Raw genomic sequence first — 18,757 nt, 5'->3', positions numbered from 1 at the left:
CCTTAATTTAAAATAGCCTGTTTGATATGATCATTATAGTATGTAAACGTAAAACGCTTTACAACCTCTTGCCCATTGGACACTAGCCGTAGATAATCAGGTGTAGACAGATTTACCAAATCAATAATACGGGAGCTAAGCGTATCTTTATTTATATCTGATAATACAAAACCAGTCTCATCGGTTTTAATGTATTGCCCAATAGAAGAAATATTAGAAACTATGGGAACACATCCAAAATTCATAGCTTCCGCCAATACTTTTGGAAAGCCTTCCGATGCTGTTGTAGGCATTAAAAAGCCATGGCATTCTTTATAGATTTCATAAACGGAATGACGTGACAAGAACCCATGAAACTTAAAATTAACTCCGCTTAATGCCGCCTGCGTTTCAAAGTCTTTTCGTTCAACCCCATCTCCAACCAAATGAATGGTACCTAGTTTTGCTTTGTCTTCAGGTTTTAAAGCTGTTACAGCTTCAATGATACGTCCAACTCCTTTTGGTGTTTCTAAGCGTCCAACATAACAAAAGTTAATCGGATGCACCATTCTTTTTGTGGTCATAATGGCTTTACCAAAAGCTAAATCTGCTTCAGTTAAACACGGATTTTCAAATGTCTCACAATGTTGTGGCTGGTCATTCCAAGCACCATTAATAGTTACTTTACGTGATTGCCTTTTTAAAAACCAACGCTGAAAGGCATACCCTAAAGGTGCAGAGGTTTGCTTCCAATTACCGGCATATTTATACCAGCCTGATGTTTGTGTAAACCAAGTTAAATAGGGAATTAAATAGACTCCAATCCCTGTAGGAGTTCGTAATTGAAAATAATCTGCAGTGCTAACATAACGGCTTACTAATTGCATCGTTTTTGGAGCAGCTGTTATAATTTTTAATTTGTTTTTTAATCCAGTACCTCCTACAACTGGAATATTTACAAATTTTATTTTCGAACTCGTATAAGGCAATGCACTTGCTGGCGGTTCACCAGTATATAACATCCCTAAATGAACAATATCATCAAAAATTGCGGTAAGATGATTAATTTCAGTAACCGTAGGCCCCCAACCAACAATACTGCCATCGCTTTTTTGATAGTGTTCGGTATGAGATATGATTACTAATTTCATTGGTATCCGATAAGGTTTAAAAAAATATAAAGTTCTACTTTATATAAATTTTAATCTTGTAAATATATTTTACGATTGACAAATTTAAATTGGCTTCAAAAATAAGAAGTTTCGCTGATAACCTACGTGTCATACACACTTTAAAATCACTTAATATTTAAATAACAGCCATATACAATTCGTGACTATTTAACATTTATGATCAATTGTTCTAGTTCTTCAATATATTTTTTAATTATGACATCCCAGTCGTGCTGATTCGCCCATGCCTTTGTTGTTTCGGCATACATTGCTTTTGAGGTTACTAAACGCTCTAAAGCGGCTTCAAAAGCAACCTCGTCACCCAAAGTAACCAAAGATCCAGATTTACCTTCTTGTATGGCATCTTCAATACCGCAACCTTTTGCTCCAATCGTAGGAACTCCCAAAGCATTCGCTTCTAACAATGCAATGCCAAAACCTTCTACATCACCTGTGGTCGTTATAGTACTTAACATCACAAAAACATCACTAGTCATTAATGCCGATTTCAAAACAGCGTTACTAACACGGCCATGAAAAAAAACATGATCCGCAACACCTAACTGCTTAGCTAACAAAACACAAGCCTCTTGCTCTGTTGGCAAACCGACACAATGATAGGCAATATCTGGATAACGCTTAACTAAATTTGGCAACAGCTTAATCACTTCCTGTTGTCCTTTTCGCTCACTAACGTGACCTACTGTAATCAATTTAGGAATCCCTTTTAATTCTATGTCTATAGTTGTTTCAATAAGCCACTTATCCGAATTAAAACCATTAGGAATGACTACCGTTTTTTCCTGAATTGTTGCAGGAATTAACGATTTTGTAAATTGCGATACGGCTATAATTTTTACAAACCGTTGCAAAGCCCAATTAATACTGGTTTTTAATAGTATATTGGTGAAGTTAACTTCAGACCCATGTATGACGGCCAAATTTGCAGTAGATCGTTGCCGACCTAAAATAGCCACACTCCACAACGAAAATTTACCTGAAGCAATAACCACGTCTGCTGAAGAAATTGCCTTTCTTAAAAATCTTAGCCTCTTAATATACATCTTAAAACGAGGGCTAGTTATCGCAACTCGTAACATTTTAAAAGGTAAAGTCGTATCAAAATCAGCCTCTTCCTTCCCATCTAAAGAACGTTGATCCGCAATAACAGAAACATCATATGCAGCTTTACTTAAATGAAGTGCCATATTGTAAGCATGGTCACCAATGCCACCAGGTTGTGGAGGGAATTCAGAGGTAACTATAAGAATCTTTTTATTCAAATTATAATCTATTTTGTCATTGAGAGGACGCAGGACGCGGCAGTCCCATAAAATATCCGTAAATAGTATACAGATTACGTCGTCCTACGCCCTCGTAATGACCTTTTGTTTTTTTATTAAGCTCCTCCTCCCAACTGATAACCATCGAAAATAAAGGATGGTGGATTTGTTTTCTTCAAAAGAAAACAAAGACGGAAGGGTTATTCCTAGTACCGAAATTATAAACACCCCTAAGAGCTTCGCTCGGTAGCTCCGAGGAAACTATACGTTACATTTCTAACACCCCTAAAGTCCCCTCAAGGGGACAATCCAATCATTCAACTTAACGTTCAGCTTCAAATTCAATTTCAACTCCCCACTTTTCACTTTTAACTTTTAACTTTTCTACAAGAGCCCCTTCTCTTAATTTATTACTTGCCAACCTCCAAGACTTAATCACCTGAAAGAGCACAAAAGGCAAAATAAACAAAGAAACCAAGGCGCCCAAAAGCATCATCGGTTTCGAGCCTTTAAAACGATAAGGCATAATAGATAATGGAACGATACGTAGCAAAGACCAACGCGCTGCTGTATGTCCCCAATAACGTCTAAAATAATAAAGCACACTTGGTATAGGACGCGGCTCAAATAACGAGTTTGTTCTAAAAGCATCCCAACTGCCCATATCTCGTAAACCACCACTTCCTACTTTTAAATGTAAACGTTTGGCGTAGGGGTGAGAAATATTTAAGTAACCTGCTAAATACGACCGTAAACCAAACTCACCATCACCCATACGTTGTTTTTCAAATTGCCTATCGAAGAGACCAATAGCTTCAAAAACAGCTTTTTTTAACAACACATTACCTGTGTCTAATTGATCACTGATTTTAAAATACGCATAATGGGCTGGTGTAGGTGCTCCTACTTCAGAAATAGAAACTCCAGAAGATAAATCGGCCTTAAAAAAATCTAAGCCTTTTAAATGCTCACGTATCCAATCTTTAGAAACACGACTATCGTCATCAAATAATAAGATATAGTCTCCTTTGGCCATCTTTATCGCGCTATTTCTAGCCAACCATAAGGCTTTTTCTGTTTGATGCACCACCTGTAGATCCAATTGAAAATCAACATAAAACTCTGATTGAAATGGCGTGGATTGATCAATAATAATAACCTCAAAAGGCGTGTAATCTTGTTGCTCTAAATCATGTAACACATCCTTTAAATATGGATAGCGATTTAACGTCGGGATAACCACTGTCACTAATGGGCTCTGCTTAATCAACTCCGATTCAAAAGCATCATACGCTGAATATACTAGTGGTGTTTCCAAATAAGTGCTGCGCGAAACCTTACGAGTCTTCCACCACCCAAGCACCTCTGTTATGGGATTGTAAAAACTTAAAAGGCGAACAATTAAAACATACAACACCCAGAACGAACTAAAATATTTTCGAGCAAATCGGTAATTATCAACAACGGGGATTTCATCAAACTCAATATAGGTTTCTGCATTACCAATATAACCACACTGTACAGCTTGCCATGATAAATCATAAGACCTAGCCAAAGCACTTGAATAATTTAAATCTTCTGTTAACTTAGAATTGACAGTATCTGGCAACAAATTTACTTTAGGAAAAATCGAATTCCCATTGTATCTCGATAATCGAAAATAGTGAGTGGGTTGCAAATATTTTAAAAAAGAAAACAACATATTTATTTTGTAAAACACCACACAGTGTGTCCTTTACTTAAACCATATTTTAAAATTAAATCGTCATTTAATGCATTCACATTTAACGTTTCGGTTGAAAATCCAAAAGACTCAAATCGTTTATAATAATCCAAACCACAACTTCTACAATGATCATAATGACCGTGAGTATGACCATAATCTTTGTAAAGGATAGCTTTATCTTCAAAAGTTTTAAGATTACCATTCGGGTAAATAGGCACACTCATTAATAATTTCCCTCCCGGACGTAAAACCCTATAAACTTCAGAAATAGCTTTAAGATCTTCTTCTATATGTTCAAATACATGCCAAATTATCGCTAAATCATAAGATTCATCATTTAATGTTAAATTAGATAAGTCTTCTATTAAATTAACATGCTTAATGGGCTTAATATCTAATCTGTCATATTGCTTGACTTGTTCTAATTTAAACTGAACGCCATTATATTCTGTTAGATTCGGAGCAACGTGTAAAATGCTTAAATTTTTTGATTTTAATTTAAAATAATCTATTGAGAAAGGTATTAATCGAGTTCTTGGTAGTGATTTACATTTAGGACATTCACCATTGAAAAAAAATTGTCCTAGCCACAAACAATTTTCACAAGTAACAGTATCTCCACTATATTTATAAACTCTAACAAAACGTGTTATTCTACATTTCAACTTTTGTATATAATTATTTGGATTCTTTATTAAACTACGAATATTCATTTTTTTTATTCAATTTTAAACTATTAATTATTTTCTATTTTTTTTGCAGGCACACCTACTAACGTTAAATCATCTCCCCGAAAGTCACTAACTACACAAGCAGAAGCACCTATTTCAATATAATTTCCCAGTTTTATTGGCCCTAGTATAGTAGCATTTGCACCAAGACTACAATGATCCCCAATAATAAATTTTTCACTAAACCCTCCACTCTTTAACCCTATGACATTTCCGCCTACTAAAGTTAGGTTTTCACCAATATAAGCCGCCCCAGAAATGACACACCCAACAGAAGGATGTAATATTAAAAGACCCCCTTTAATATCAGCTTTATAATGAATATCGATATTGGAATAGGACTGCATTGGTAAAATAAACGGTAAAAATAAGATTCTAATTATAGGATATGTTTTTCCTAACGTTAAATACAAACTCCGCTCCAAGCGATAAAGTAAAACACCTATAAAACAACGGCTTAACCAAATATGTAAAATTCTAATGTTATGCTTTCCTAGCATTCTTTTAACGTCTGATTTAAAATATCTGTATTGACTCATAATTATTTTACAACAATCCTTTTAATTGAAGTTTAGTTTCCCATAAACACCTATTACTTTGCTGTAATTCTACAAAGCTATCTTCAGTTAATTTTTCATGAAAATTAGTTACAATAGCCCCTATGTTATCAATCTCATCAGCTTCCACCCAAACCACATGTTCCTTCCAATCTATTGCTTCTGTAAAAGGCAATATACAATCCGTATTCACAAAAATAGGAATCCGTCCCATCGCCAAGGTTTCGTACAAACGTACTGAAAAATTACCAGCCCCTCTCACACAAACCACATAATCAGAAGCTTTCATATTATTAAAAAACTCTAATGTCGATGCCGCGCGTTGTGCTGTATTTTGTGTTCCTGCGCGATACTTTGCTCTATAAATAAAATTTGTAATAAGACCTTGGTGAGCCTCTAATCGCTTCAAGATACTATGCCGCCAATGAGCTGCGGCCAAGATCATTTCAGGTTCTTGAGCATTTAATTTTAAATAATAACTCAAATTTTTTAATGCAATTTTAACTTTTATTTTTAAAGCTAATGCAACATTTGATGTTGCAAAACCACAAAAACCTATTGTAGGATTTTCAACATAAGGCCGTTCAAAAATGGCATTCCGATTATAATACGCTTTTAATGGATCTGAAATAAATACAGGCAACCCAACATGCCATCTAGGAGTTTTAGAACGATAACCACTCTGCCTAAATAATTTCACATGAGGAAAATCAGGAAAATCTATACCTACATCATCTAATAGCACAACCCAAGTGGTTATATTTAAATGCTGTGTAGTCTTTAAAAACTGAATCACTTTTGCTCGTTGCTTAGTCTTCACATAATAATTCCAAGACATCGTTAATATAGCCACATCCGAAGCCTCTAAAACATCAACAAACGCAACTTCATCTTCAGAAATACCGTACATGGCTGTACGCTCGTCATCAGAAAATTCCTCGCCCTTTAAAAAAGGTTTTAACAATGGGAAGGTTTGACCACGAAATGATTTGTCATAATGCAGTTTTGGAAAGTAGAATGTCATATCTAATTAGCTTTAATTATAAAACTCCACAAACTTAGCTTGCTGTTGCTGTAATGTAAATTCATGTTGAACACGTGCTATGGCCCGTTCGGAAAATTGACTTTTTATAGCATCATCAAGTGCTATTACTCTTTCTAGGGTTTCTGCTAATAGTCTTGGCTGTCGCTTTGGCACCACCCAACCAGTTTCACCATCTATGATATTTTCTGGCAAGCCTCCACCATCTGACACGATACATAATTTACCTAAAGCCTGAGCTTCTAATACCGCATTACAAAAGCCTTCCGAATGACTATATTGTAAATACACCTCTGATTTTTCAATATATTTAAAAACAGCTTCATTAGATTGTTTTCCTAATAAAGTCACATGCTGTTGTAATCCTAATTGATGTATCGCAAATTTTAGAGCTTCCTCTTCTGGGCCAATACCTATAATTTGATAATGGAAATTGTTATTTTGGTGTTTTAAGATGGCTAAAGCTTCCAAAACATCTATATACCCTTTCATCCAATGTAAACGTCCAACGGTAATAATTTGTAATGCTTTTTGACCTCTATTAATAAGGAGCTCTGAGTTTACTAATTTTACAGCAGGAGTTATAATTTGAACAGAAGTGTTTTTTGGCAAACCATGATAGTAGCCTTGTTGCAACGTATGCTTAGAAATGGCATGAACTTTGTCCACGTTTTGCCATAATCTAGCATAACAATTAAGATGTTTCATAGGGTACACATCAATATCAAATCCTCTCAAACTTACCGCCATTTTTGCATCTATCGCCTTAGCGACATGTTCACTTTGTAAAGCTAAGGTTGCAAAACCAAAATGTAACCATGCTGCATCTGTTTTTAAAATTGTCGCATTTATATAAATATATTTAAAAATCTGTTTAAGTTCTCTCTCGGCTTTAAGCTCTAGTTTCATATAGCGTATAACCCTTTCATAATAAGGAAGCAAACCTAAAACAACTCCTAGTGTCGCAAAAAAATGACGAATAGGATTAGCATACACTTTAGGCATTGGAAGAACCTTACAGTCTGTAAACCTAGGGTCATCTTTATAAACAAACAAACTCACCTGATGACCTGCGTCTTGCAGGCCTTTAATTTTTGATTTAAAAAAAGTCTCGGAATAGCCTGGTGGTTGCGATAATATAAGGGCTATATGTTTATTCATTATTCTTCATGACTATAAACATCAACAATAGGGTATAATCTAGTGTTAAATTTCAACAAAATGGCATTTATGTACTTCATATCAACGTCATCTAACAACGGAACTCTAAACGTCGATTTCTTTAACAACTGACTTCTTGGATGCATCTTACTCGATGGTTTTGTATAACGGGTTTTAATATCAGATAAAGGCTCCAAACCATAACGCTCACACAAACCATAAAACAAATTTATATTTTTTATTAAGTCCTCATGTCTTACAACCTCATATTTACCTTTTGGAGACTCCAACACCTCTAATGGCAATACATTCTCAATGCACCAACGTAAAGTTAAACGTTCGGTTGGTTGCAATTGTTCATAGTTGGTAATATCAAAACCAAAGTGGTTTTTAATTAAAGTCACCAGTTTTGGTTGGTTGGCAAAATGAGACAAATCAAATAACCATGGAAAACAAACACGTTTTTGACTATGAATCACTTCGTAGGGATTCCGGATAATATGAATCGTTGGCATATCAAATTTATGGTTAACATAACGAGCAAACAAATTACCACGTACCATTTTTATAACATACATTTTGGGAAGAAAAGGCCATAAATGCCGCTTAAATTTACGGTTAGATATCTGACCTATCCAATCACAATCCACACGATTATTAAATACAGCTTTTAAATAATTATTTTGACTTTCTGTATTTTCCTGTGTTGTTAGCCATTGGTCACAAAGCAAGTGACCTTTAGGTGTTCTAAATTCATGCTCTGGCTCAAACAACATACGGTATCGGCTCTGTAAGGCTATTATTTCACTTAACCAACTGGTACCACTGCGAGCAGACCCAACTACTAAAACATGCTTATTATACCCTTGAAAAAAAGACATGGAGTTATAAATTAAAGATTAGTATATAATTCAACATAACTATTAACCTCTCGCTCTATTGAAAACTTTTTGTGCACCAGATCCAAACCTTTACTTCTGAGTGATTTATATAAATTAGGGTTATGCGTTAAATTCAAAATCTTATGATTAAAATCATCTGTTTCATAGATTGAAAACAAACAGTCATCAACCATAGTGTTCAACATAAACTTTGCACCTCCGCCAGAATCGGAACTTAAAACAGGTAATCCACAAGCCATAGCTTCTAACAAACACACAGGAAAACCTTCTTCCAATGATGACAATACTAATACATCTTGAATTCTGAAAATTTCAGGCAGTTGACTTTGAGAAATATAACCATAGAAATGCACGCGATCTTTTATATCATTATTCTCAATAAATACATCTAACTCTTTTTTATAATTAACATCTGCCTTTCCAAACACGTTTAGATGAATAGTTTCAGGAAGATTCAACATGGCTTTTAAAATAAACAACTGATTTTTATTTTCATTTATAGTGCCGACATAACACATATTAAATGTTGAATGTGATATTTTTTCTAATGGAAAAAACTTTAATAAATCCACACCATGGGGAATTAGTTTTATTTTATTCGCATAATGTTTATTCGAAAAAAACCGCTTTTTCATTTCAGGTTGATCATAGGCAATAAAATGAGAAAATAGACTTTTTAATTGCCAAGAGCGAGACCATGAATTATTTTTTTTTGTGTACAAATATTTTACACCTGACAATCTACAAGCCAAGGGCTCTAAATAATTCGATTTATAATCCCAAGAATGTACTAAATCTATTTGATTCTTTTTAAGAACCTTAATATACTGCTTTAGGAAACGTATTTTAGAAACTTTAAAAAGCTTTGGTAGTTCTACCAAATCACTTACAGGAATTACTTTTTTTGCTTCATCCCAATGATTCTCAATACCTACTATAACATTAAAATTATGTTTATTTAGCCTAGCGATTAATGCTAATAACACGTATTGACTACCTGCAGTCTTAAAATTTGGAATAGTAAACAGAATACGTAAGGGTCTACTCATCGTTAAATCGTTTAAATTGAGCCAAGACCAGCAACATATTCACTTGATGTGCATAAATTAAAGGCGTTTTTGTTTGCAGACCATAATAGGCGTCGTCTACAATGTCTTTCGATATAAAATCATTAAAATTTTTATGTGATAAACAGTCATATAATTTCTTTTCATTACTAACACCCAAAAATTGCAGCTCCCAATTTCGTTCTATATACTTCTTTCCTAAAATTTCCTGAAAGACTCTTTCCATTTTATTGGTAATACGATAAGGCAAATTATAAGGTATCTTATTTTTAGGATACGTATAGAGATTAAATGGCCTTTGCTCTTGCCATGTAATTTTGGCTAGTTTTGGAGCTCGTTTTTTTATATAAGCGATTTGCAACTCTCGTTTGGCTAAAAAAGCTTCTGGAACCGTGCATATAAACTCGCACATCCGTTGATCGTAATACGGTAAAGTTACGGGATGCTTACTAGCAAATATGGCTAAATTTACAGATGTCCAGCGCGGTGCCCAAAATAAGCTTTTAAATGCTCTAATGCGCGCATTAGCACTGTTAGGAATATCTATAGCGCAAAGCAATGTAGAAATACGATTTTCAAAATAAGAGTCAAAATCGCCTTCTAAATTCCAATGCGTCCAAAGTTGTACGGCTAAATCTCGCCCTCCTTTTTTAATAAGTTTTTTTTGAAGGACATTTACCTGTTCCTTTAATGGTAAATCATCTCTAACTCCCATATCATCAAACAACACATCTCCCCAATGGCCTAATGAAAATACCTCACCCATAGTATCAAATTCATCAACTATTGCCATTTGTCGTGGAGCGGTAAAATCAGACTCACAACGATTCAATATTGCTAAATCATCGATTACATCCCATAAATAGCCTTTTGGAATAGTATAGGCCGTAAAATCGAAATTACAAACTTTAGCAATATCTTCGGCTATTTGAGTTTCTTTATAACCTCCATGAAAATCATAACTATAACTATTCACAGATGCTTTTAAATGCTGTAACGCTACAGCCTGTGTTCGGCTATCTAAACCACCAGATAAAGGTAAAATCACTTTTTTGCCAACCGTTTGTTCTTCTATAATAGATTCGAACAGCGTTGTAAATTCTTGTAAAGTCGCGTCAAAATCACGGGTTTTATCAGGTGTATAGTGCCATTCAAACCAAGGAATACTATCCAAGAGATAACCATCCTCTGAAATGGTATGCTTGCACCCTGGCCGTACCACGACCTCATCTTTCCAATAGGTATCTGTATCTAAAAAAAAACCAATCGCAGCAAAAACACAGATGGCTTCCAAATGCAGTTCATGTGGCGCTTCTACCTTAGCATAAGTGGGTGTAACAGGGATTATTGGTGTGATGATTGTTTTCATAGTCTAATAGCACGACGAATATAATAATTTCAAAGGAAGGGAAATTTGATTTCATCAAAAAATTCAAAGTCGAAAGGGTTTTCTTCAAATTCAGCTTCAGTTTAAACTTCGAGTTCAATTTCAACTTCAGTTTCAACCACCAACCAAACCTTCATACAAAGCAACAAAATCCCTAACACTATCCTCAGCATTAAAAGCCTCCTTCACAAACTCATGGGCGCGTTTCGTTATCGCATGCAATTCTAATTCTGACGTTTCACTCAAAGCTATCACAGCATCAGCCATAGCTTCGGAATCTCTTACAGGCACCAACCATCCGGTCTCATCAGGAATCACCACTTCTACCATACCACCACAATCTGTGGACACCACAGGTAAGCCAAGAGCCATAGCCTCTAACACCACGTTAGCAATTCCCTCTATTAAACTAGGCAGTAACATGCCGTGAAATTGCTGTAAAAACGAAATCAATTCTGATTGAGGCATAGCTCCAACCAAAGCGATGTTATCTACTAAATTGAGCTGATGGCATTGAAATAATATGGCTTCAGTGAACTCGTCTGGCCCTACAATGGTATACTGAATATGATAACCTTTATTTTTCAATAGGGCTATAGTATCTAATGCTGTTTCGTAACCTTTAACCCAATGAAAGCGCCCAACAGAAACCAAGCGTATGGTTTTGTCCTGCACGGTTTCACAAGCCCGATAATGATCAAAAAAGAAAGTCGGAATCGGAGAATGAATCGTATGGATAGCAGTAGCTTTAGCTCCATAAAGCCTTGCCTCGTCTTCAATAGCTTTAGAAACGGCATGAAAGGCTTTTATTTTTGGGAATTCCTGTTTATAAATAGTTGCAATTTGCAAATCGACTATAGGAGTATAATTAATATGAGCACCACGTAAACTCACCACAATAGGAACACCAAACGTATCTTGTAATACCGTATAAAAGGCGACATCTTTAGCCCATTGAATATGTAACACATTCGGTTTGTACAGTACTATAGGTAAGAGTTTTGTAAACCAAACCCATCGCTCATAGCGCTTTTTAAATTGAGACGTATGGCGGTATAATTTCACCGCATTTTTTGGAGATTTAAGAACCAACTGCAGTAATCTACCACTACTTACAACAGCATTCTTTACATGGGATTTTGGAGTACCGTAAACCTTAATGTGTTCAGACCCATAAGCTACAGGCTTAGTTTGCACACCAAACAATAACACCTCGTGTGTTTGAGATACTCCTTTTATTAAATGCTCAATAAAAGTAGTACTCGGAATGGTCCCTGAAAAAACAGCAATTTTAAGACGTTTGCCCATAATTTTGTAATTAGTTCAAATAACTATGACACTGACAAAGGTAAGTTATAAACACAAGAGCACATACACGTATTCCCTAACTCCTATTCCCTATCGCTATCAAATCCTGTCATACCAACTCCTTCCCTTTTTTCAAGTGAAAGTGGATTTGTTTTCCCTTAAAGAAAACAAAGACGGAAGGGTTCTTCTTCAAATTCAACCTCAAATTCGAGTTCAAATTCAATTTCCCACTTCAAACTTTACACTTTACACTTTACACTTTATCCACTTCAACATCACTCCCTACAACTTCATCATATAGCCGCAGCATCCGAGCAATACTATGTCTTTCATGATAATTAGCATTCATCAAATCATAAGCCTCCTGTGTAATTTTACGCTTATCTTCAACGTCAATTTGCATACAATCAACAACAGCATCAGCAAGGGCTTTAGCATCTCTAACAGGTACCAACCATCCAGTTTTTTCAGGAATCACAACTTCTGCCATGCCTCCACAATTCGTAGAAATTGTAGGCAGCCCTATAGCCATGGCTTCCAGTACCACATTCGCAATACCTTCACTTAAACTTGGCAATAGCAAAGCATCATACGTTTGCAAGTGTTCAAATAATGCCATTTGAGGCAAACCTGGGTTGAAGGTTATATAATCTTGTAACCCCAACTGGTTAACCTGAAATAAAAGATCTTCCGTAACTTTCCCTGCAGCAATAATAGTATAATTAACGGCAATACCAGATTGAATAAGCTGATGCACCGCTTGTATGCCATAACGATAACCTTTTACCCAATGATGCCGTCCTACAGATACCAGCTGAAATGGTTTAACATCCCGTTTCTGGAAAGGTTTATAATAGGAAAAAGCAGCTGTTGGAATAGGGGTCGAAATCACATGAACACGCTCTGGAGAGACATTAAAATTTGCAGCCTGACGCCCTAAATGTTCAGATACAGAATGTATAGCATCTACTTTAGGAAGACAGCGTTGATAACGCTTAAACACTTCTGGGTCTATATAAGGTAAAATAGCAGCTTGCGATCCTAACAAACTCACTACAATATGACATGGATAGGCCGATTTTAAAAACAACCAACGGTCTATACGGCTTGTCCATTGCAAATGAAATATATCTGGCGCGTATAATAACACTGGCACAAAACGTGAAAACCGAAGCCATTTGGTATACAATGTAGGATAGGTTTTCGCTTCTTTTATAGCCAATGATAACCGTTTAGGATGCTGAACACCCAACTTTAGGGTTCTCCAAAGTGTTAAGGGTATATTTTTAGATAGCGATGTTGGTGTATCTATAATTGTAATACGCTTAGAAAAATAATGGGTCTTCTTTTTAACCGTTCCAAAAAGTAAAACCTCATGGTTCTTAGCCACTCCAGCAATGAGTGTTTCTATAAACGTCGTATTCGGAATAAGACCTGTGTATATGGCGATTTTAAGTGGTGGTTTCAAAAATATATTAAGTTTTATTAATTCTTTCTATGTTCTTAAAAACTTCTCTAACACTTGTAATCTTTTGAATTAGAGCTGGCTTATATCTAAAAAGGTAGCCCCATCTATTCTTCAATAAACGACGAACTTCTTTCGGGGAAAACATAATATAATGTTTAAAATAATCTTCTAAATCCTTAGGAGAAATACTAGGTTGATTCACAACGTCTCGTAATAATAATTTTAAAACGTCAACTGTATTACCTGATAAATACGTGTTAGCACGCTTTTTAAAATTCTTAAATTTTTTTATAAAATCCTCTGCATCATATGCATGGTAATGTAATAAGCCTAATCGAGTTACATTTTTCAGTGGCGCTCCACTTATAGTTTTGTAACGATGTACATTTTTGGGTATAATATCATTCGAAACGCGCAGTGCAGCTTTACCTAAATGTTGTCCGTACCAATAGCAAAAAGACTGATGCTCTTTAGTAAAAGGGTTAAAAACACTCTTTTTTACAGCTTTAAATCTATTCTTAAAAGAAGAGGTGGTTTTAAACAAAGTTTCTTCTTCCAATACATTATTATAATACAATTTACGTTGTAAGACTTCAAATACTTTAAAGTTTACAATTGCTGTATCTTTTGATATGGTATCAAAAAATTCAGCAAAAGACTGTTTTTGATTAAAATCTAAACATACCAATTCATCAGCATCTAAAGAAATCAGCCACTCTACCCCTTCTTTTTTACAGTGTTGTATCGCATCATAGGTATTTAAACATTGTCTAGCTGTATGGTGCTCAACTGCATTTTTTGTGAATTTTTCTAAATAAGATAAGTGAGCATACACATCTCCAGACACCGAGTCTTGAATCGTAACAAAGTCTAAATCCTCAATACTAGCTTTACCATCATCTGTTGTACCATCAAAATAAACAAATATACGATGAGCACCCAAAGCACGATGATATAATAGATTATCACGCAATAAACGCTTTTCATTTTTAACGGTAAGAACTAAAGCTGTTTTCATTATTATTCAATTTTATATAAAAATGTAATCATCTCATACCTTGGAATACTAAATTCTAATTCTTATGAAACAATAAAAGATTTAACTTCACTCGTGCTTAAAAGCATCAATCTAATTAATATTAAATAGGGTTTTATTCTTATGATGTAAACCTTTTATAAATTGTATAATACTCCGTTATATGAATTATTTAACTTCATTACAATGAGCCAACCTTTAATGAAATTACTTGACTTTTAAAAACTCGTAACCAATTCCTGTTAATTTAAAAATTAAACCTTTAAAATAAAGCATCCTAACTTCAGTATTCGTCTTTAAATCGTAAAATTTTAAGTTTTTATTTTTAATATAATTCCGTGCTAATTTTATATCTTTATTCTTTAATAGATTTGAAACTTGCCTAATATATTGTCTGTTTAAAAACGCTTTAACATCATCATTCAGAGTAAAACTCTCTTTATTCTTCATTAAGTATATGTTATTTTTAAGCTTAAACGGTGCTTTTCTGCCAAAATCATTTAACCTATTTCCGTGCTCTCTATTAAAAACCAAGACCTCTTGATTTACGTTTGGTTTTAGTTTAAATAATAAGACTTGAATATGATACATATAATCATCCGCAGTGATTAAATCCTCATCAAATTTCAAGTCACTATTAATTAAACTATCTCTTTTCCATAACGGATTATTAATACCCCAACCTATTTTTTTTAAAATAAAATCGTTAATAGGATCATCACTCCATAGGTTTTTATTCCAATATTTTTTACTAGGTTTACCGTCGTCTTTAAAAAAAGCAGATTGACTAATCGTAAAATCAAAATCACCAGATTGTATGTTTTTCAAGTCTGTTTCTAACTTTTCAGGATGCATTACATCATCACTATCCAACCAATTAATATAAGTACCATTACTTTTTATAAACCCAAAATTTCGTGATGCAGAAGGGCCCTTTAGTAAATTATCTGGTTTATGATAAAATGCTATTCTTTTATCTTTTTCTATATAATTTAATAGAATTTTTTCAGTATTATCAGTCGACGAGTCATCAACAATAATACACTCCCAATTAGTATAAGTTTGTCGCTGTATAGATGCTATAGTTTCTCCAATAAGATGAGCACGGTTATAAGTCGGGATGATTATAGACACTAAATCTTTTTTCATTACTTAAATAAAAACTTTCCTAATTTAGGATTAAAAACAACTTTTCTTAATGAACTAAAATAATACGATTTATGTACAGTTCGTAAACCTTTTATGATATATAATACAGCAACCCTCCATGACAAATTATTACGCAAAAAAACAAACTTATTATAAATCAAAAAAAACTTATAACGGTTATAATCGTCTAGATATATCGTTTCATCAAAATATTTAGATTTATTTATATATTTAAATAAGTTAATTTCCGTCTTTGCACGATTTAAAATTTTAACCTCAGATTTTAATCCTCTAATTCCATTCTCTACATTTCTAAAATGATAAAGTACAATATCTATATAATCGATTTTTGGTTTTGAACATAATAACCTAGAATAAAACTCCCATTCTTGGCCAATTAGAACGCGTTCATCAAATAATAATTTATCTTTTAAAAAGTTTTTTTTAAAAAAAGGGCCCGCTGTAGTAAATGCGACATTTGTTTTTAAATGATTGAGTAACGTATTTCCTTCTGTTTTAATCAACCATCGTTTTCTATATTTATAAGGCTCTAACGAGTAAATCTCTGCATTTTCGCAAACAACAAAATCTACCTTTTTTCCTATAATTGCTTTAACTTTAACTTCTATTTTATTTGGTAGCATCAAGTCATCACTGTCAAACCACTGAACATACTCCCCTTTACTAACCTCAAACCCATAATTACGAGCCGCATTCCCTCCAGGCAAACGATCTGTGGGTCTATGATGATATTGAAATCGTGAATCTTTCGCACAGTGGCTAGCTATAAGTTGATCTGTACCATCTGTACTCCCATCATCTACTACAATACACTCCCAATTCTGATAAGTCTGTGCCAATACAGAATCTAAAGTCTCACCAATTAAATGTGCTCGATTAAATGTGGGAATAATGATAGACACCAAAGGTTGTTTGGTCATGAAAATAAAGGTTTTAATAGCTGTGGGCTAAGATAGTAATTTTGTTGGTAGTTGAAAATTGATAATTAGTGGTTTTTAGAAAATCAACTCTTCAAAAACTTAATACAGCGCTGCAAAAAAAGGTTGTATCAAGAAGCAACTTCTGACTTTTTACTTTTTACTCCCCACCTTACACTTTACACTTCCCACTTTACACTTTCCACTTATCACTTCTTACAGCCCTCACCTAAAAAACCAATACCCTCTTCCAAAACATTTATAAGACCATAACCCTAGATAAGTTTTAATAACGCCTATATAATCGTGATGTGATTTCTGAGTTTGTATTAAATCTTTTGCTAAACTCATTTTAGATATATCTTTTCTAGTAAATGCTAATTTCACAAAATGTTTACGTCGATCTAAAATAAATTGTTTTAAAATAGGAACACCTTCTGGATAATATTGAGCTAACAAGTCTAAATGCTTAAATCTTGTTTTAAAATCTTCAGCGATTAAAATCATATCTAACTTAGATAATTGTTTTTGTAAAGACTGATTATGAACACGATACTTAATTAGAGCATCTGTAAGCAAAACGATATTAGGATTTTGATATAACATACGCAAATTAAAATCCCAATCTTGAATAATTGGTAAATCTTCAGCAAATAATAACTCTTGCTGCTCTAAAAAACTACGTTTCCAAGTAGGACCATCAGTGTAAAAGGCAACTTCCCCAACTAAGTAGGCCGGAATCAGTGGTACTTTCTCTATGGTATTCACCCCTAAATAGTGCTTTGTCTCTCCGTCAAATCTAGCCATCGGACTTATAACGACATCCGTATTTGTTTTAAATGCAGAGCTAATCGTTTTAAGCGCATCAGGTAAATACAGATCATCACTATCAAACCAATTGATAAACTCCCCTTTACTCAATTCAAATCCATAATTCCGACAAGTATTCCCTCCTTTAAGTCGATTATTAGGTCTATGATGGTATTGAATTCTTGAATCTTGTTGACAATAGGTAGCTAATAATAGGTCAGTTCCATCCGTACTACCATCATCCACGACAATACACTCCCAATTTTGATAGGTCTGTGCTAACACTGAATCTAGCGTTTCACCAATTAAATGAGCACGGTTAAATGTGGGAATAATAATAGAAACAAGGGGTTGTTTTGACATAAGTACAAATTACGGTACTAAAATACAAAGTCAGATGAAAACCAAACACAAAAAAGAAAAAAAGGGAGATAAGCTTTAAAAGAAACAATGCTAAACTTGAAAATCTTCAGCAATAAAGTAGAATAAAAAAAAAGGCACCAAAAAAATGAAGTCAAAAAACCTAATAAAACAATAAACCTGCAATAAACAGAAAGCCTAAGCACTCTCTTGTTTTAACGGAATATTATTAATCATATTAAAAGTCTCTTCATAAGGTAGATCCATATAGTTGCAAAACTCACGTATAGTCAAAGCCTGATGTTTGGCTTTACCATGAATATCTTTTATGGTCCGTACTAATGTCTGCGCGGTAGTTTGGGACTTACCTATAATAACAGCAACTTCTTTAGGGTATATGCATAGTTGTTTCATTTGTTAATAAACTTTTAATTCGTCTTCCTCTTGGTACTTTACTTCGGATTTTCATATTCTTGGCTTTAATGATTTGATAGTTAACTACATGCAAATTAATCCAAATACTGGAATTAAAAAAAGATAATTATAAACATTGCTCACAAGTTCTTAACATAATAAAGTCTTTTCTTAACATAATACTACAATTCATCGCATTATTAACCACTTAAACCTAATAACAATCCTGAATGACATCAAAGCACATTGATATTAAAGAAGAGAACA

General features: G+C 34.0%; 17 protein-coding genes. All 17 read right to left on the bottom strand.

The window, feature by feature from the left end; translation table 11 throughout:
* Positions 1–2: 2 nt before the first annotated feature.
* Positions 3–1,130, bottom strand: coding sequence for a glycosyltransferase (locus DFQ09_RS10700; RefSeq protein WP_115810155.1), 1,128 nt, complete (start codon positions 1,128–1,130; stop codon positions 3–5).
* A 185-nt stretch (positions 1,131–1,315) separates the two neighbouring features.
* A complete protein-coding gene (locus DFQ09_RS10695) occupies positions 1,316–2,434 on the bottom strand; it encodes a glycosyltransferase family 4 protein (protein ID WP_115810153.1) in 1,119 nt (372 codons plus the stop codon).
* A gap of 322 nt (positions 2,435–2,756) precedes the next feature.
* On the bottom strand, positions 2,757–4,043 hold the full coding sequence (locus tag DFQ09_RS10690) for a glycosyltransferase family 2 protein (RefSeq protein WP_245940348.1): 1,287 nt from the start codon (positions 4,041–4,043) through the stop codon (positions 2,757–2,759).
* A gap of 95 nt (positions 4,044–4,138) precedes the next feature.
* Entirely contained in the window at positions 4,139–4,873 is a 735-nt protein-coding gene (locus DFQ09_RS10685; RefSeq protein ID WP_115810149.1) for a class I SAM-dependent methyltransferase, read from the bottom strand.
* Positions 4,874–4,896: 23 nt separating this feature from the next.
* Positions 4,897–5,430, bottom strand: coding sequence for an LbetaH domain-containing protein (locus tag DFQ09_RS10680; RefSeq protein ID WP_115810147.1), 534 nt, complete (start codon positions 5,428–5,430; stop codon positions 4,897–4,899).
* Positions 5,431–5,437: 7 nt separating this feature from the next.
* On the bottom strand, positions 5,438–6,472 hold the full coding sequence (locus DFQ09_RS10675) for an exostosin domain-containing protein (RefSeq protein ID WP_115810145.1): 1,035 nt from the start codon (positions 6,470–6,472) through the stop codon (positions 5,438–5,440).
* 12 nt (positions 6,473–6,484) lie between these two features.
* A complete protein-coding gene (locus DFQ09_RS10670; RefSeq protein WP_115810143.1) occupies positions 6,485–7,651 on the bottom strand; it encodes a glycosyltransferase family 4 protein in 1,167 nt (388 codons plus the stop codon).
* Complete coding sequence (locus tag DFQ09_RS10665; protein ID WP_115810141.1) at positions 7,651–8,532, bottom strand: sulfotransferase family protein; 882 nt, start codon at positions 8,530–8,532, stop codon at positions 7,651–7,653. Before DFQ09_RS10665 ends, DFQ09_RS10670 begins: the two co-directional genes overlap by 1 nt.
* Before the next feature lie 11 nt (positions 8,533–8,543).
* Complete coding sequence (locus DFQ09_RS10660) at positions 8,544–9,602, bottom strand: glycosyltransferase family 4 protein (protein WP_115810139.1); 1,059 nt, start codon at positions 9,600–9,602, stop codon at positions 8,544–8,546.
* Complete coding sequence (locus DFQ09_RS10655) at positions 9,595–10,989, bottom strand: asparagine synthase-related protein (protein ID WP_115810137.1); 1,395 nt, start codon at positions 10,987–10,989, stop codon at positions 9,595–9,597. Before DFQ09_RS10655 ends, DFQ09_RS10660 begins: the two co-directional genes overlap by 8 nt.
* 132 nt (positions 10,990–11,121) lie before the next feature.
* Positions 11,122–12,315: a glycosyltransferase family 4 protein gene (locus DFQ09_RS10650; RefSeq protein ID WP_115810135.1), complete on the bottom strand. Its 1,194-nt coding sequence runs from the start codon at positions 12,313–12,315 to the stop codon at positions 11,122–11,124.
* Between the two features lie 253 nt (positions 12,316–12,568).
* A complete protein-coding gene (locus DFQ09_RS10645; protein WP_181897169.1) occupies positions 12,569–13,783 on the bottom strand; it encodes a glycosyltransferase in 1,215 nt (404 codons plus the stop codon).
* A 7-nt stretch (positions 13,784–13,790) separates the two neighbouring features.
* Positions 13,791–14,801 carry a glycosyltransferase family 2 protein gene (locus tag DFQ09_RS10640; RefSeq protein ID WP_115810133.1) on the bottom strand — a complete coding sequence of 337 codons (1,011 nt, stop codon included), beginning with the start codon at positions 14,799–14,801 and terminating at the stop codon, positions 13,791–13,793.
* Between the two features lie 225 nt (positions 14,802–15,026).
* Positions 15,027–15,968, bottom strand: coding sequence for a glycosyltransferase family 2 protein (locus tag DFQ09_RS10635; protein ID WP_115810131.1), 942 nt, complete (start codon positions 15,966–15,968; stop codon positions 15,027–15,029).
* Complete coding sequence (locus DFQ09_RS10630) at positions 15,968–16,909, bottom strand: glycosyltransferase family 2 protein (RefSeq protein WP_115810129.1); 942 nt, start codon at positions 16,907–16,909, stop codon at positions 15,968–15,970. The genes DFQ09_RS10635 and DFQ09_RS10630 overlap by 1 nt, the downstream gene beginning before the upstream one ends.
* Positions 16,910–17,131: 222 nt before the next feature.
* Positions 17,132–18,079, bottom strand: a complete 948-nt coding sequence (locus DFQ09_RS10625) for a glycosyltransferase family 2 protein (RefSeq protein ID WP_115810127.1) — start codon at positions 18,077–18,079, stop codon at positions 17,132–17,134.
* Between the two features lie 195 nt (positions 18,080–18,274).
* Positions 18,275–18,490 carry a hypothetical protein gene (locus tag DFQ09_RS10620; RefSeq protein WP_115810125.1) on the bottom strand — a complete coding sequence of 72 codons (216 nt, stop codon included), beginning with the start codon at positions 18,488–18,490 and terminating at the stop codon, positions 18,275–18,277.
* Positions 18,491–18,757: the final 267 nt, after the last annotated feature.

Source organism: Winogradskyella pacifica (assembly GCF_003386275.1).
In the GTDB taxonomy this organism is placed as follows: domain Bacteria; phylum Bacteroidota; class Bacteroidia; order Flavobacteriales; family Flavobacteriaceae; genus Winogradskyella; species Winogradskyella pacifica.
Note: the sequence above shows the minus strand (reverse complement) of the source record. Positions and strands in the feature narration are given on the sequence as shown.

Excerpts from the sequence above, each read along its gene's own strand:
- DFQ09_RS10700 (WP_115810155.1), bottom strand. The coding sequence starts at position 1,130 with ATGAAATTAGTAATCATATCTCATACCGAACACTATCAAAAAAGCGAT.
- DFQ09_RS10685 (WP_115810149.1), bottom strand. The coding sequence starts at position 4,873 with ATGAATATTCGTAGTTTAATAAAGAATCCAAATAATTATATACAAAAG.
- DFQ09_RS10680 (WP_115810147.1), bottom strand. The coding sequence starts at position 5,430 with ATGAGTCAATACAGATATTTTAAATCAGACGTTAAAAGAATGCTAGGA.
- DFQ09_RS10675 (WP_115810145.1), bottom strand. The coding sequence starts at position 6,472 with ATGACATTCTACTTTCCAAAACTGCATTATGACAAATCATTTCGTGGT.
- DFQ09_RS10670 (WP_115810143.1), bottom strand. The coding sequence starts at position 7,651 with ATGAATAAACATATAGCCCTTATATTATCGCAACCACCAGGCTATTCC.
- DFQ09_RS10665 (WP_115810141.1), bottom strand. The coding sequence starts at position 8,532 with ATGTCTTTTTTTCAAGGGTATAATAAGCATGTTTTAGTAGTTGGGTCT.
- DFQ09_RS10660 (WP_115810139.1), bottom strand. The coding sequence starts at position 9,602 with ATGAGTAGACCCTTACGTATTCTGTTTACTATTCCAAATTTTAAGACT.
- DFQ09_RS10655 (WP_115810137.1), bottom strand. The coding sequence starts at position 10,989 with ATGAAAACAATCATCACACCAATAATCCCTGTTACACCCACTTATGCT.
- DFQ09_RS10650 (WP_115810135.1), bottom strand. The coding sequence starts at position 12,315 with ATGGGCAAACGTCTTAAAATTGCTGTTTTTTCAGGGACCATTCCGAGT.
- DFQ09_RS10640 (WP_115810133.1), bottom strand. The coding sequence starts at position 14,801 with ATGAAAACAGCTTTAGTTCTTACCGTTAAAAATGAAAAGCGTTTATTG.
- DFQ09_RS10635 (WP_115810131.1), bottom strand. The coding sequence starts at position 15,968 with ATGAAAAAAGATTTAGTGTCTATAATCATCCCGACTTATAACCGTGCT.
- DFQ09_RS10630 (WP_115810129.1), bottom strand. The coding sequence starts at position 16,909 with ATGACCAAACAACCTTTGGTGTCTATCATTATTCCCACATTTAATCGA.
- DFQ09_RS10625 (WP_115810127.1), bottom strand. The coding sequence starts at position 18,079 with ATGTCAAAACAACCCCTTGTTTCTATTATTATTCCCACATTTAACCGT.
- DFQ09_RS10620 (WP_115810125.1), bottom strand. The coding sequence starts at position 18,490 with ATGAAACAACTATGCATATACCCTAAAGAAGTTGCTGTTATTATAGGT.